At 57.9% G+C, this 13,099-nt stretch carries 14 protein-coding genes; 4 read left to right on the forward strand and 10 right to left on the reverse strand.

The window, feature by feature from the left end; genetic code table 11:
• Position 1 precedes the first annotated feature (1 nt).
• The 5 genes from ACWFTY_RS11280 to ACWFTY_RS11300 form a co-directional block, all read right to left on the reverse strand.
• Positions 2–1,333, reverse strand: a complete 1,332-nt coding sequence (locus ACWFTY_RS11280; protein WP_447524321.1) for a heterodisulfide reductase-related iron-sulfur binding cluster — start codon at positions 1,331–1,333, stop codon at positions 2–4.
• Positions 1,334–1,439: 106 nt separating this feature from the next.
• Positions 1,440–1,859: a rubrerythrin family protein gene (locus ACWFTY_RS11285; protein WP_339824029.1), complete on the reverse strand. Its 420-nt coding sequence runs from the start codon at positions 1,857–1,859 to the stop codon at positions 1,440–1,442.
• Positions 1,860–2,017: 158 nt separating this feature from the next.
• Positions 2,018–2,386, reverse strand: a complete 369-nt coding sequence (locus ACWFTY_RS11290; RefSeq protein WP_447524322.1) for a hypothetical protein — start codon at positions 2,384–2,386, stop codon at positions 2,018–2,020.
• The gene (locus tag ACWFTY_RS11295; RefSeq protein ID WP_447526885.1) at positions 2,387–3,712 is read right to left on the reverse strand and encodes an amidohydrolase; all 1,326 of its coding nucleotides are present in this window, start codon (positions 3,710–3,712) and stop codon (positions 2,387–2,389) included.
• Positions 3,713–3,828: 116 nt separating this feature from the next.
• On the reverse strand, positions 3,829–4,614 hold the full coding sequence (locus ACWFTY_RS11300; protein WP_447524323.1) for a 3-hydroxybutyrate dehydrogenase: 786 nt from the start codon (positions 4,612–4,614) through the stop codon (positions 3,829–3,831).
• Positions 4,615–4,740: 126 nt separating this feature from the next.
• Between ACWFTY_RS11300 and ypfJ the strand changes: the two genes are divergently transcribed.
• Positions 4,741–5,649, forward strand: a complete 909-nt coding sequence (gene ypfJ, locus ACWFTY_RS11305; protein WP_447524324.1) for a KPN_02809 family neutral zinc metallopeptidase — start codon at positions 4,741–4,743, stop codon at positions 5,647–5,649.
• A 41-nt stretch (positions 5,650–5,690) separates the two neighbouring features.
• Here ypfJ and creD read toward each other — a convergent pair whose 3' ends face one another.
• Positions 5,691–7,106, reverse strand: coding sequence for a cell envelope integrity protein CreD (gene creD / locus ACWFTY_RS11310; RefSeq protein WP_447524325.1), 1,416 nt, complete (start codon positions 7,104–7,106; stop codon positions 5,691–5,693).
• Between the two features lie 130 nt (positions 7,107–7,236).
• Between creD and ACWFTY_RS11315 the strand changes: the two genes are divergently transcribed.
• The 3 genes from ACWFTY_RS11315 to ACWFTY_RS11325 are packed head-to-tail and all read left to right on the forward strand — an operon-like array spanning position 7,237 to position 9,444.
• Positions 7,237–8,385 (forward strand): alpha-hydroxy acid oxidase, encoded by a 1,149-nt coding sequence (locus tag ACWFTY_RS11315; protein WP_447524326.1) that lies wholly within the window; start codon positions 7,237–7,239, stop codon positions 8,383–8,385.
• Positions 8,386–8,407: 22 nt separating this feature from the next.
• A complete protein-coding gene (locus ACWFTY_RS11320; RefSeq protein WP_447524327.1) occupies positions 8,408–8,899 on the forward strand; it encodes a hypothetical protein in 492 nt (163 codons plus the stop codon).
• Positions 8,900–8,931: 32 nt separating this feature from the next.
• Positions 8,932–9,444 carry a hypothetical protein gene (locus ACWFTY_RS11325; RefSeq protein ID WP_447524328.1) on the forward strand — a complete coding sequence of 171 codons (513 nt, stop codon included), beginning with the start codon at positions 8,932–8,934 and terminating at the stop codon, positions 9,442–9,444.
• 68 nt (positions 9,445–9,512) lie between these two features.
• Here ACWFTY_RS11325 and ACWFTY_RS11330 read toward each other — a convergent pair whose 3' ends face one another.
• The 4 genes from ACWFTY_RS11330 to sdhC form a co-directional block, all read right to left on the reverse strand.
• The gene (locus ACWFTY_RS11330; RefSeq protein ID WP_447524329.1) at positions 9,513–10,130 is read right to left on the reverse strand and encodes a LysE family translocator; all 618 of its coding nucleotides are present in this window, start codon (positions 10,128–10,130) and stop codon (positions 9,513–9,515) included.
• Between the two features lie 212 nt (positions 10,131–10,342).
• Complete coding sequence (sdhA, locus tag ACWFTY_RS11335) at positions 10,343–12,172, reverse strand: succinate dehydrogenase flavoprotein subunit (RefSeq protein ID WP_447524330.1); 1,830 nt, start codon at positions 12,170–12,172, stop codon at positions 10,343–10,345.
• Positions 12,172–12,561 carry a succinate dehydrogenase, hydrophobic membrane anchor protein gene (gene sdhD, locus ACWFTY_RS11340; RefSeq protein ID WP_447524331.1) on the reverse strand — a complete coding sequence of 130 codons (390 nt, stop codon included), beginning with the start codon at positions 12,559–12,561 and terminating at the stop codon, positions 12,172–12,174. Before sdhD ends, sdhA begins: the two co-directional genes overlap by 1 nt.
• Positions 12,562–12,576: 15 nt before the next feature.
• Complete coding sequence (sdhC, locus tag ACWFTY_RS11345; RefSeq protein WP_447524332.1) at positions 12,577–12,990, reverse strand: succinate dehydrogenase, cytochrome b556 subunit; 414 nt, start codon at positions 12,988–12,990, stop codon at positions 12,577–12,579.
• Positions 12,991–13,099 lie beyond the last annotated feature (109 nt).

Raw genomic sequence — 13,099 nt, forward strand, 5'->3', positions numbered from 1 at the left:
GTCAGAAACCATAAGCCTTGGCGAGCAATTCTATCGGATGACCGATCCGCTCCGGCACATTCTGCTGACCACCGCTCTCCATGATCTGCTTGAGATGCGGACCGGCCAGTGGACATTCGCTGACCATATAATCCGGATCGCCTTTCGCTACCGCGCGCGCGGCTGGGCGACCGACCTTGACCGCCTTGTCGAAATTTTCCTTGAAAATCCCCCACTTGCCACCGTGACCAGAGCAGCGCTCGGTGATCGACGGCTTGGCTTCGGGAATCAGCTTCAGCATCTGCATCGCTTTCGGCCCCATATTCTGGGCCCGGCTGTGGCAGGCAAAATGGATGCCTATTTTCGCGTCCATCGGCTCTATCGGGACCAGACCCTTGTCTGCGGCAATCTCGACAACATATTCGCTCAGATCACGCGTCGCCTTGGCGAGCTTGGCGACAGCCGCATTGTCCGGCAGAATCAGCGGCCATTCGAATTTCATCATCAGCGCACAGCTCGGCGTCAGCGCCACGATGTCATAGCCTTCATCGATAATAGGCTCGAAAAAGGCAGCAACCTCCTCGGCGGACGAGGCCACCGCAGGCAGATCACCATTTTCCAGTTTCGGCATCCCGCAGCAAGCAGGATATTCCACCCGCGTCTGCACGCCATTGTGGGACAGCACATCGAGCGCGGCCTTGCCGGCTGTCTGGTCGTTGAAATTGCCATAGCAGGTAGCGTAAATCGCCGCTTTCCGGCCGAAGGCTGGAGCATCCGCGTTGGCGACCGGCCCGTGACCGACATGCTTGAATGTCAGCGGCACATCCTCAAATTCCGGCAGATGCGCGCGCTTGTCAATGCCGGCGACGCGCTCCAGCACCCCTCTGGTCAGTCCGTTCTCTTGCTTGGTTGCCCAGTTGGCAGCACCAGCAAATGTCCCGGCCAGTTTGGCATTGCGATCGATTTCGGCGAGCTGCTTGTCGATGAACCCGGTCTTGCCCTTGCGGTTTTCAACCGCCCGATGGCGGAGCATCAGGTGCGGGAAATCGAGGTTAAATTCATGCGGCGGAACATAGGGGCATTTGACCATGAAGCACATGTCGCAAAGCGTGCAGGCCTCGACGACATTGTTGATATCGCCAGCGCTCAGATCCTCGACTTCCTCATTCCGGCTTTCGTCAATCAGATCGAAGAGTTGCGGGAAGCTGTCGCACAGATTGAAGCAACGGCGGCAACCATGGCAAATATCGAAGACCCTGCGCATTTCCTGATCCAGCGCCTCTTCGTCATAGTAGGATTCTTCCTGCCATGGAATCGGATGCCGCACCGGCGCGCCCAAACTGCCTTCAGTCATGATATGCTTCCCGTCGCCCGCAGGCGGAATCTACAAATGGAAAGATTGTGTCGCCACCGTTCCGGAGGAAGCAGGCGGCGACATTACAATCCTTTGGATGAAGCGCTTAAGCGTCCATCGTATCCAGAGTTTTCTGGAATTTGCCAGCGTGGCTCTTTTCCGCTTTTGCGAGCGTTTCGAACCAGTCGGCGATTTCGTCAAAACCTTCTTCGCGGGCCGACTTCGCCATACCCGGATACATATCGGTATATTCGTGGGTTTCACCCGCAACAGCCGATTTCAGGTTATCTGAAGTCGCGCCAATCGCGAGGCCGGTTGCCGGATCACCAACTTCTTCAAGAAATTCGAGATGACCATGGGCGTGGCCGGTTTCGCCTTCTGCGGTTGACCGGAATACGGCGGCTACATCATTATAGCCTTCGATGTCGGCCTTCTGGGCGAAATAGAGATAACGACGGTTGGCCTGGCTTTCTCCGGCAAAGGCGTCTTTCAAATTCTGTTCGGTTTTGCTTCCCGCAAGTCCCATGGTCTTCTCCTATTGGTGTTATTGAATTTATACCGATTTCGGGAATCGGATTGCGCAAAGACTACGCCTCCAGGCAGCGCCAATCCATCTAATTTTTTAATCCGGGACAATCGGATTTATCGATCAATATATTGCAACTTATTCGCAATAGCGATTAATTATCCGGGGCAGCGCTGCATCTGATAAACGTCCGGAGCGATGGTAAAATCAAAACGATCCTGATCGACGATATTGACGGGACCATCCATCCGGAAACGCCCTCCCGCCTCGCCGGTCTCCTCATCAACCGCAAGATCGTTGAGGCTCAAAACCAGCTCGCCTTCCTGCCACGTCCAAGTCCCGACCAAGTCCTCGGAAACGAAATTGCCACCGGATATCATCGTCCAGTTGGTTGACGCCTTGCAGTCTTCATCGAGGAAGGCCCAGCGCCCTTCGAAATAGCCCGGGCCGGTTACGACAGACGGCTGCGCGGCCACCGATGTGCCGGACATTACCAGCGACACAAGGACGAGGCACCACCAACCCATCTATTTCTTCATGATCTGCAAGGTTGCCGCGGTCAGCGCCTCGGCGCCGGTCGTGATCACCGTTTCTGCGTCGGGTGCCCAGAAGGGACTGTGCAGCGACGGTAATTTTGTCCCTTCCGCCACCGATGCCTGATATTCGGCCATCGGCACACCACCGACCCAGAAGATCATGCTCTTGATATTTTCGTCGGCGCGGCGGTAGCGGCTGAAATCCTCGCCACCCATGACCGGTTTTGACTGCACGACGCGATCCTTGCCGAAGCGGGTTTCGAACAACTTTGCCATTTCGATAGAAAATTCGGGACTATTATAAGTCGCGGGTGTGAATTCTGCCTCGCGCAAGGTTACAACCGGCATCCGGTCCTCGGGCATTCCTGCCGCAATGGCCTCGCCGCGTGCAATCCGCTTGATCCCGTCGAGCAGCTTGGCCCGGGTTGCATCGCCATAGCTGCGCACGGTGATCAGCAACAATGCCTCGTCCGAAATGATATTATGTTTGGAACCGGCCTGGAAACTGCCGACCGTCACAACCGCCGGGTCCTGCGGATCAATCTCGCGGCTCACCAGCGTTTGCAGGGAACCGACAATCCGGCTGGCCAGCACGACCGGGTCCTTGGTTGTGTGCGGATAGGCACCATGGCCGCCAACACCCTTGACCTGGATATCGACGCTGTCGACATTGGCCAGCGCAAAGCCGGGCGCATAGCCGATGTATCCGGCGGGGGCGCCAGCAGCATCATGGAAGGCCAGCGCATAATCGGGTTTGGGAAAACGGGTGTAGAGACCATCCTCCAGCATCGCCATGGCGCCCTCGCCTGTTTCCTCGGCCGGTTGCAGGATCATTACCAGAGTGCCGGACCATTCCGCCTTGCGCGCGGCCAGTTGCCGGGCGGTGGCGACCCAGCCGGTCATATGCGTGTCATGGCCGCAAGCGTGCATCACGAACGTGTCATTGCCCTGACGGGTTTTAGCCTGGATTTTGGATGCGAAAGCCAGCCCGGTTTTTTCCTCGAGCGGCAGGCCGTCCATATCGGCGCGCAGCATCACCGTCGGCCCCTCGCCATTTTCCATGACCGCAACCACGCCGGTGCCGCCAACTTTTTCGGTGACGGTATAGCCAAGACGCCGGGCTTCGGCGGCCAGTTTTGCGGCGGTGCGGACTTCTTCCCCGCTCAGTTCGGGATTGCTGTGCAGATCGCGGTAGATGTCCATCAGGGACGGCATGTCCGCGGCAATCGCATCCTTCAAGCTGTCTGCCTGTGCCGGAGCTGTCGCCAGTATCGAAGCCGCCGCCAGCAATCCCAATTTCGTAAATTTCCGCATCATCATCCCCAATCCATATTTTTCAAATCAAGACTAAGCTGCGCAAAGGCGCTTGTCAGTCCCAAAATTTATCCAGCCCTTATCAGTCTCGTGCGCCCATATCCAAGAGCGGCCTCCGGTCACTGCGCCGTCCAGCCCCCGTCGATCGAAATATTCGCGCCGGTGATCGACCGCGCCTCATCCTTGCACAGGAAAATCGCCAGCGCGGCGATCTGGTCGATCTGGACGAATTCCTTGGTTGGTTGCGGCGCCAGCAGGACATCGTTGATCACCTGCTCCCGCGTCAGGCCGCGCACTTCCATGGTATTGGGAATCTGCCCCTCGACCAGCGGCGTCCAGGTATAGCCCGGCGAGATGGTGTTAACCGTAATGCCGTTCGTCGCCACTTCCAGAGCAACGGTCTTGCCGAAGCCGTCGATCGCGTGCTTCGCCGCATTATACGCGGATTTATAAGGGCTCGCGACCTTGCTGTGCATCGATCCGGTGTTGATGATCCGGCCCCAGCCCTTCTCCTTCATTCCCGGCAGCACCGCCTTGGTGGTGTGGAAGGCGCTGTTCATGATGATGTCCATCACCGCATTCCATTTCTCCTCCGGGAATTCATCCACGGGAGAGACAAACTGGATACCGGCGTTGTTGATCAATATGTCGACCGCGCCCAATTGCTCTGCGCAATCGGCACACATTTTCCGGATTTCTTCCGGCTTGGTCATGTCGGCATTGCTATAGGCAGCTTTTGTGCCGCTGAGCGATTCCAGTTCCTGACGCAGGGACTCGATCTCACCCGCATCGCCGAAGCCGTTGATCATCACCGCTGCGCCTTCGGCTGCGAGCGCTTTCGCATATCCGCCACCGATGCCCGAAGTGCTGCCGGTAATCAGTGCGGTCTTACCCTTTAGAAACATGTAAATTCTCCTTTGCCGCAACCTTAAAACTGTCGCACCGGACTGCAATGCTTTTGTAAAAGAAATCAGCGGCGCTTGCGCTTTTTTTGGAATCAGGCGATTTGGGATTGTACGAGGAGACAAGTGATGCGTTTAGACGATCTGGACCCGAGCAAGAATGTTCGCGATCAGGGCCGCGGTGGCGGTCGGGGTATTGGCGGTGGCGGCGGCGGAGGCCTGGGACTGCTCCTGAGTTTTCTGCCGATGTTGCTCGGGCGGAAAATGGGCTGCGGGACGATATTGCTGATTGGCGGCGCAGCGGCGGCTTTCCTCTATTTCAGCGGCAGCGGCCTGCAACTGGCCGGCGATACGGGCGCGGGCGGCTTCAATTCAGAAAGCTCCGGCGCGAATGTCGCCTGTGACACGCAGGAGGAACTTTTTGCCTGTCAGGTGCTCGCTTCGACCGAGCAGACCTGGGCAAAACTGTTCCAGCAACAGGGCCAACGCTACAAGCCGACCACCCTCACCTTTTATGACCAGTCCGGACAATCCGGCTGCGGCGCTGCCCAGGCGGCTATGGGACCTTTCTATTGTCCGGCGGATCAGGGCGTCTATCTCGACACCAGTTTCTTCCGCGAAATGTCCACGCGCATGGGCGCCAAGGGCGATTTTGCCCAAGCCTATGTGATTGCGCACGAAGTCGGTCATCATATCCAGAATCTGACCGGTGTCGCCGATCAGGTGCGCAACGCCCAGCGCACGGCGAGCAAGACCGAAGGCAATGCACTGCAGGTGCGGATGGAATTGCAGGCGGACTGTTATGCCGGTGTCTGGGCGGCGCAAAATGCCGACCGCATGGAGCCCGGCGATGTCGAGGAAGGCCTGAACGCGGCGCATGCTATTGGCGACGATACGCTGATGCGGGGATCTGGACAGCAACCGGTGGAAAGCATGTTCACCCATGGATCTTCCGAACAACGCATGGCCTGGCTGCGCAAGGGATTGCAGACCGGCGATCCTTCCTCCTGCGATACTTTCGCACGAGGCGCGGTCTAGAAATTACGGGTTCCGGCATCACGCCGGAGCCCGTCTTTATCCTATGCCCTGCCCCGGTTCAGACTGCTGGACCAGTCAAGCCTCCGGGTAACGAACATCACCCCGGCCAGTGCCGCGAATATCAGCAGCGATCCGATCAGCAGTGAATAGGCCTGCAGACTGAGCAGGATATAGATTGCGCCATAGAGACCTGCAAGCAATCCACCAACCAGTCCGGCCCTTCGCCAGCTCGACAATACCGAAGCCGAATAAGCGGTGATCAGGCCGATCGTTGCTGCCGATGCGGCAACGAACGCCAGCGCAAAACCGATTATCTCGGCAAAGGCCAGCAGCAGCACGAAGAACAACACCAACGCCGCACCGATCAGTATATATTGCACTGACGAGATCCGCACGCCGCCGATCAGATCGAACAGCAGGAACGCGACGAATGTGAAGCCGATGATCAGAAAGCCGTATTTCGCAGCCCGGTCCACCTGACCGTAGAGATCAACCGGCTGGATCAGGTTGACCGTTGCGCTGGCGGCAACACTGCCGCCGTCTGGTCGATAACGATCCGTCTGCAATGCCGCTCCGGGATAGACCTGCTCGCCTGGCTGCATTGAAACGAGCGATGTTCCCAGAGCAAGGTTGGTGATGACATATTTCGCCTCGAAGCCCTTGGCCGTAACTTTGGTTTCCTCCGTTTCCGGCAGGAAACTTCCGGTGAAGCTGGGGTGCGGCCATTTTGACTGGACCGTCCATTCCGTCAGACCGGCATGCGGCGCGATGGTCAGGCTCTCGTTGCCTTTGAAGCGAACGGCAAAATCTGTCGCCATCCCGCCGTCGATCAAGCCGCTGGCATCAACCCAGGCATAAAAACCGCTATTTCCGGTTTCGCCGAGCCCTCTTCCGGGTTTGAGCGTCAGCTTTTCCCCGTCCACCGCCACGCTATTGTCGCCCGCCAGCCCGCGCGCATCGGACAATCCGAACCGCAACTCCGCCCGCGTAAAATCAATATCCGACTTTGCGATCCCGTTGCGTTCGAAGTCATCGGGCAATTTGAACACCGCCGATCCGATGACATTGGTATCGTAGACCACGACTTCATATATCGCGCGCTTCTTGGTCTGGGTTTTAAGAGCAGTGTCCAGCGTCACCTTTTCCGGCGCCAGAAATAATTCGCGTTGCACGATGTTGGTGCGAGTGACGCTCTTGCCATTCTGCTCGACAGTCTCCTGGACCGCAACGCTATAAGGCAACACCAGTTTTGGCCCAGTAAACACCTGTTCGCCGCCCCATCCCGATACAATCGATTGCTGTGCAGTCTCGCTCTGGGTTTGCCGGTCGTACACCAGCAGCCAGGTGGCGAATAATGGTATCGTCAGCAAGAACCCCATCAGCAGGACCATCAGGAATTTCCGACCGGGCGATCGCTCCGGCTTTCCCGGAGCACTTTCGCTTTCTTGTAATTCCACTCTAATTTCTCCCTCTTCCATCGCAACAAAGGTTGCTTGCGGGACGCGCGCGTTCGTCTAAACTCCCCGCCTGATCAACATCCATCCTGCGACGAGCAGAGGCGCACGTGCGTCCAATCGAAAGGCCGTTATGAATATCTCCGATTGCCACAATGTGAACGACTTCCGCGCGCTCGCCAAAAGACGCCTGCCTTTTCCGATATTTGACTATATCGATGGCGCAGCAGACGACGAAGTCACCCGACGGCGCAACACCCAGGCCTATGAACGCTGCGATCTGGTGCCCAATGTTCTCACCGGCGTGAAAAATATCGACATGAGCACGACAGTGATGGGGCAGAAGCTGGCCATGCCTCTGTTCCTCTCGCCAACCGCGCTTCAACGCCTGTTTCACTGGCAGGGCGAGCATGCCGTTGCCCGCGCCGCCGAGAAGTTCGGAACATTTTTCGGCATTTCCTCGCTGGGCACGGTGAGTATCGAGGAAATTGGCGAAAGCATCAGCACCCCGAAAATGTTCCAGCTCTATGTTCACAAGGACAAGGACCTCAACCGGTCTATGGTCGAGCGCTGCAAGGCCGCGAAGTTCGATGCACTGACCCTGACCGTCGACACGATTGTCGGAGGCAACCGCGAGCGCTGTCTGCGCTCCGGCTTCACCAGCCCGCCCCGGATCACCCCGACCAGTTTCTGGAGCTATGCCGCAAAACCGGCCTGGGGCCTGAACTATATGTTCCGCGAGAAGTTCGAGCTGTCAAACCTGAAAGACCATGTGTCCGAGGGCAGCAGCGTCCCCAATTCCGTCGCCGATTATTTCACCAACATGCTCGACCAGTCGCTCGACTGGGCGATGGCGGAAGAGATCGCAAAAGACTGGGACGGTGAATTCTGCCTGAAAGGCATCATGTCGGTCGCCGATGCCAAGCGCGCGGTCGATATTGGCGCCACCGCAATCATGGTCTCCAACCATGGCGGACGCCAACTGGATGGCAGCCGTGCGCCGTTCGACCAGCTTGCCGAGATTTGCGATGCCGTCGGTGACAAGCTCGACGTGATTTGCGACGGCGGTATCACCCGTGGCAGCCATGTTCTGAAGGCGCTCAGCGTCGGGGCCAAGGCCTGCTCGGGCGGGAGGCTTTATCTTTATGCCCTTGCCGCTGCCGGACAGGTGGGGGTTGAGCGAATCCTTTCTTTGCTGCAAGCTGAAATTGAACGCGACATGAAACTAATGGGCGTCACGGCGGTAGATCAATTGAACCGCGACAATCTGAGATTTCGATAACCGGCGCGGTCAGGGGATTGAAATGAGAAATATAAGCAAATTTGCCAGCCTGTTGCTGGCCGTTACTATTCCGGGAACGGCAGTGCTGGCGCAAAATGGCGCGCAGCAGGATTCGACACTGGAAGCCGCGGGTAACAAGGTCACCGAGCCGTTTGATGGCAAGGAAGTACCGCAAAAACTGCTGGATATCCAGGACGACCCTTATTCGCTCGATGGTTTACGCGGCTGCGCCGCGATCATCGCGGAGGTCCGCGAACTCAATGCAGTGCTCGGCCCCGACGTGAATGAAACAGTCGACAAGAGCCTGGGCAAGAAACGCGAAGAAACGGCTGCCAGGGTTGCGGGTAGCGCTGTCGGTTCGATCATCCCGTTCGGCGGAATTATCGGGGAGGTTACCGGCGCGAACGCCGAGCGGCGGCGCTATAACGTCGCGGTCTATGCCGGCACCGTCCGGCGCGGCTTCCTGAAAGGCGTCGGCCTGCAAAGGGGATGCAAGGCACCCGCCCGACCGTAAATCAACCTTGGGGGCAACAAGGGAGAAATATCATGGCGTCAGCCAGATATATTGCTGTGTTCGGACTGGCGGCCCTGTCACTGGCCGGCCAACCTTTACGGGCAACACCGCCGAATGTTGAACGACCGATGGTCAATCATGTCGAGGACGCGGTGACGCAACCGGCCAAAGACCTGAATCTGAAAAAGGACAAGATCCCTCCGCGTTTGCTCGAAATCCAGAGAGCGCCTTATGACCTTACCGGCATCAGCGGTTGCCGCGCCATCACGACCGAAATAGCCAGTCTGCGACCGATGCTTGGCCCCGACATCAACGAAGACACCCGGCTTTCGCGCGCCGAAAAGCGCGAACGCGGTGTCAGCCGGGTTGCCGGCGGCATATTGGGCGGCTTCATTCCCTTTCGCGGCATAGTCCGTGAGGTATCCGGATCCAATGCGGCCAGGGAACGCTACGAACAGGCGCTGTCCGCCGGATTTGCGCGACGCAGTTTTTTGAAGGGGATGGCGGTCAGCCAAGGTTGCATGCCTCCGCCTTCGGTGTCCTAGATCAGGATATATATGTGGTCCATTTTGGCTAGCGTATTCGACCGCATCACGTGGCCCTCATGATCCTGTTAAAACGTATCAACAAAAAACCATAGAGCGATAGCGGCCAGCATGACGGCAAATCCGCGCCGCACCAGTTGTGCATAAGGACCGGTGGTGAGCCAGCCATGGGCGCGGCCCGCGAGTAATACGATGGTGATATGAATCGATGTGGCAATCGCCACATAGGCGATCGAAAGCTGAGCCGTCTGCATGGCAACAGAGCCATTGGCGACAACGTGGACCGGCAGTACTGCGATAAAGAACAGAGCGGCTTTTGGATTGAGCAGGTTGATGATCAACCCGCGACGAAAATGTTTTGCCGCCGAGCCGTTTTTGTGAAAAGCGGAAGGCGCCACTTCCCGTTGTTCACCCCATGCCTCCCACGCCAGCCATAACAGAAACGCCGCTCCGGCATAGCGCAGCAGGTTGAATATCACCGGCGAAGCATGCGCCAGTTGCGCCAGTCCAAGTGCCGATGCAGCAGCGATAATAGCAAGCCCCAGACCAATCCCGGCGGTAGCGGCAAAGCCAGCCCGCCTGCCCTCGCTGGCGCTGAGCAAAGCCAGCCAGCCCATGTTCGGACCGGGCGTCAGTTCGACCAGCAGGGCCACGAGCAGAAAGGAGGGGAGCATGGGCGCAATCATGGGGCGCTTCTATCGGGATTGGACGGTGGCGGGAAGTGGTTGGAAGGATTTGTGAGCGATATTTAACAGTTCCAGCCTGTCATGCCAGCGGAGGCTAGCACCCAAACCAATGGTGCGGTGAGGAAGCAGCCGTCCCACACGCATGACCGGGTTGGCCCCCAGCCTGCGCCGGGGCGACAACCATCATTGCTGGTTTTTACCTTCGCCGGAGATCAGTAAACCCGCTTCTTCGGTTCCACATAGGTCGCTTCGTCGGTCAGTGTATAATCATGCACCGGACGATAGCTGATCTCGCTCTTGCCGCCCTGGCCGCCCCAGCCTTCGAAGGTGATTACGGTATGCTTCATCCAGTTCTTGTCGTCGCGATCGGGATAATCTTCCTGCATGTGCGCGCCGCGGCTTTCCTTGCGGTTGGCGGCAGCTTTCATCGTGACCATCGCCTGGCTCATCAGATTGTCGAGTTCGAGCGTTTCGATCAGATCGGTATTCCAGATCAAAGAACGATCGGTGACGCCGATATCGGCAAGCTTGGCATTGACCTTGTCCATCGCCGCGACGCCTTCGTCGAGCAAGACATTGTCCCGGAACACAGCGGCATGCGCCTGCATCGTCTTCTGCATTTCAAGGCGCAGGTCGGCGGTCGGGATCGGTCCCTTGGCGTTGCGGAAATGGTCGAGGCGTTGCAGCGCTAGATCGGCGGAGTTCGCAGGCAAAGGCTTGTGCGACGCGTTCGGCACCAGCTTTTCCTTGAGCCGCAGACCGGTCGCACGGCCAAAGACCACGAGATCGATCAGCGAGTTGGAGCCCAGACGGTTTGCGCCATGGACAGAAACACAGGCTGCTTCGCCGACGGAATAGAGGCCCGGTACAATCGCATCGGGATCGTCCTTGGTCGGGTTGATCACTTCGCCATGATAGTTACAGGGTATGCCGCCCATATTATAATGGACCGTCGGCACCACCGGCAGCGCTTCGCGGGTCAGGTCGACATTGGCGAAAATCTTGCCGGTTTCGGTGATACCCGGCAGCCGTTCGGCCAGCACTTCCGGCGCGATATGGTCGAGATGGAGATAGATATGATCCTTCTCCGGTCCGACACCGCGGCCTTCGCGGATTTCCGTCGCCATGCAGCGCGAAACAACGTCACGGCTGGCCAGATCCTTGGCGCTCGGCGCATAACGTTCCATGAAACGCTCGCCTTCGCTGTTGGTCAGATAACCGCCCTCGCCGCGTGCGCCTTCGGTGATCAGCACGCCCGCTCCGTAAATACCGGTCGGGTGAAACTGGACGAATTCCATATCCTGCAAAGGCAGACCAGCGCGCAGCACCATGCCGCCACCGTCACCGGTGCAGGTATGGGCAGAAGTCGCGCTGAAATAGCAGCGGCCTGAACCGCCGGTCGCCAGTACCACAGCGTGGCTGCGGAAGCGGTGGATCGAACCGTCTTCAAGACACAGGGCGATCACGCCCCGGCACTCCGGTCCATTGGGGCCCTCTTCCATGATCAGGTCGATGGCGAAATATTCGATAAAGAAATCCGCGTCATATTTCAGGCTCTGCTGATAGAGCGCGTGCAACATCGCGTGGCCGGTACGGTCGGCAGCAGCACAGGTGCGCTGGACCGGAGGCCCCTCGCCCATATTCTGCATATGGCCGCCGAACGGGCGCTGGTAGATCGTGCCGTCTTCGTTGCGCGAGAACGGTACGCCGGCATGTTCGAGTTCGTAAACCGCCTGCGGTGCTTCGCGCACCAGATATTCAATCGCGTCCTGGTCGCCGAGCCAGTCGGAGCCCTTGACCGTGTCATACATATGCCACTGCCAGTGATCGGGCGTGTTGTTGCCCAGTGAAGCGGCAATACCGCCCTGCGCCGCAACCGTGTGCGAGCGAGTCGGGAACACCTTGGTGATACAGGCCGTTTTCAGCCCGGATTCCGCAGCGCCCATGGTCGCGCGCAAGCCGGAACCTCCGGCGCCTACAACAACGGTGTCATAGGTGTGATCGATGATCTTGTAAGCAGGCTGGGTGGAAGTATCAGTCATTATGCGGCCACTCCGGTAAAGGCTATTTTCGCGACCGAGAAAATCCCCAGTGCCGCGCCGCCGATGGCGAAAAAGTTGAGCAGGACGATCAAGCCGAATTTTACGCCATGATCCGGAACATAATCCTCGATCAGGACTTGCAATCCGATACGCAGATGCCAGAAAATGCTGACCAGCATCAATATCATCGGCACGGCGACAAGCGGCGATGACAGCCATTCGATCATCAGTTCATGCCCATATTGCGGCAGCCGGACGAGCGAAAAGACCAGCCACAGGACCAGCAGCAAATTGCTGACCGCGGTGACCCGCTGCACTATCCAGTGATGCGCGCCTTCTTGCGCCGATCCGAGGCCGCGTACCCGGCCGATATTGGTTCCTGAACCCATGTTCCGATTCCTAATCTATAAAATATTCTTGGAAACGATGTAGAGCCACATCGCGCCGGTGGTGAGGATCGCGGCCAGAGGCACGGCAATCGACCACATTCTGTTGGTCTGCAATTCATAGCCGGCGCCAGCGTCCAGCACGAAATGACGCAGCCCGCTATACATATGCTCGAAAAAGGCGAAGCTCATGCCGACCAGAACAATATAGCCAATATAGTACCAGTGGAACCAGCTGAGGAAATAGTCATAGCTCTCCGGACCGGCGGAAATGGCGTAAAGCCACCAGACCAGCAGCGGAACGCCGACAAGCGCCATGCCGTCGCCGGTGACCCGATGGAGAATGGACACCAGCATATGCGGCCCCCATTTATACACCTGCAGATGCGGTGAAAGCGGTCTGTTCGATGCTGAACCTGATACGCCGGACATTATATTCCCCTGAACAATCTCTCCGGGTCGTGCCGGAGTCTTTGAAATCGAACCATTCCCTTAGCGAAAACCACGTATCATGCAAACCGGATGCGCTCTATTTAGACAA

It is taken from the genome of Parasphingorhabdus sp. NYA22, from assembly GCF_976973735.1.

What these genes read in the sequence shown, in the direction of transcription:
- ACWFTY_RS11315 (WP_447524326.1), top strand. Translation starts at nt 7,237, where the DNA reads ATGAATATCTCCGATTGCCACAATGTGAACGACTTCCGCGCGCTCGCC.
- ACWFTY_RS11290 (WP_447524322.1), bottom strand. Translation starts at nt 2,386, where the DNA reads ATGGGTTGGTGGTGCCTCGTCCTTGTGTCGCTGGTAATGTCCGGCACA.
- sdhA (WP_447524330.1), bottom strand. Translation starts at nt 12,172, where the DNA reads ATGACTGATACTTCCACCCAGCCTGCTTACAAGATCATCGATCACACC.
- ACWFTY_RS11285 (WP_339824029.1), bottom strand. Translation starts at nt 1,859, where the DNA reads ATGGGACTTGCGGGAAGCAAAACCGAACAGAATTTGAAAGACGCCTTT.
- ACWFTY_RS11325 (WP_447524328.1), top strand. Translation starts at nt 8,932, where the DNA reads ATGGCGTCAGCCAGATATATTGCTGTGTTCGGACTGGCGGCCCTGTCA.
- sdhD (WP_447524331.1), bottom strand. Translation starts at nt 12,561, where the DNA reads ATGGGTTCAGGAACCAATATCGGCCGGGTACGCGGCCTCGGATCGGCG.
- ACWFTY_RS11280 (WP_447524321.1), bottom strand. Translation starts at nt 1,333, where the DNA reads ATGACTGAAGGCAGTTTGGGCGCGCCGGTGCGGCATCCGATTCCATGG.
- ACWFTY_RS11295 (WP_447526885.1), bottom strand. Translation starts at nt 3,712, where the DNA reads ATGATGCGGAAATTTACGAAATTGGGATTGCTGGCGGCGGCTTCGATA.
- ACWFTY_RS11300 (WP_447524323.1), bottom strand. Translation starts at nt 4,614, where the DNA reads ATGTTTCTAAAGGGTAAGACCGCACTGATTACCGGCAGCACTTCGGGC.
- ACWFTY_RS11330 (WP_447524329.1), bottom strand. Translation starts at nt 10,130, where the DNA reads ATGATTGCGCCCATGCTCCCCTCCTTTCTGCTCGTGGCCCTGCTGGTC.
- sdhC (WP_447524332.1), bottom strand. Translation starts at nt 12,990, where the DNA reads ATGTCCGGCGTATCAGGTTCAGCATCGAACAGACCGCTTTCACCGCAT.
- ypfJ (WP_447524324.1), top strand. Translation starts at nt 4,741, where the DNA reads ATGCGTTTAGACGATCTGGACCCGAGCAAGAATGTTCGCGATCAGGGC.
- ACWFTY_RS11320 (WP_447524327.1), top strand. Translation starts at nt 8,408, where the DNA reads ATGAGAAATATAAGCAAATTTGCCAGCCTGTTGCTGGCCGTTACTATT.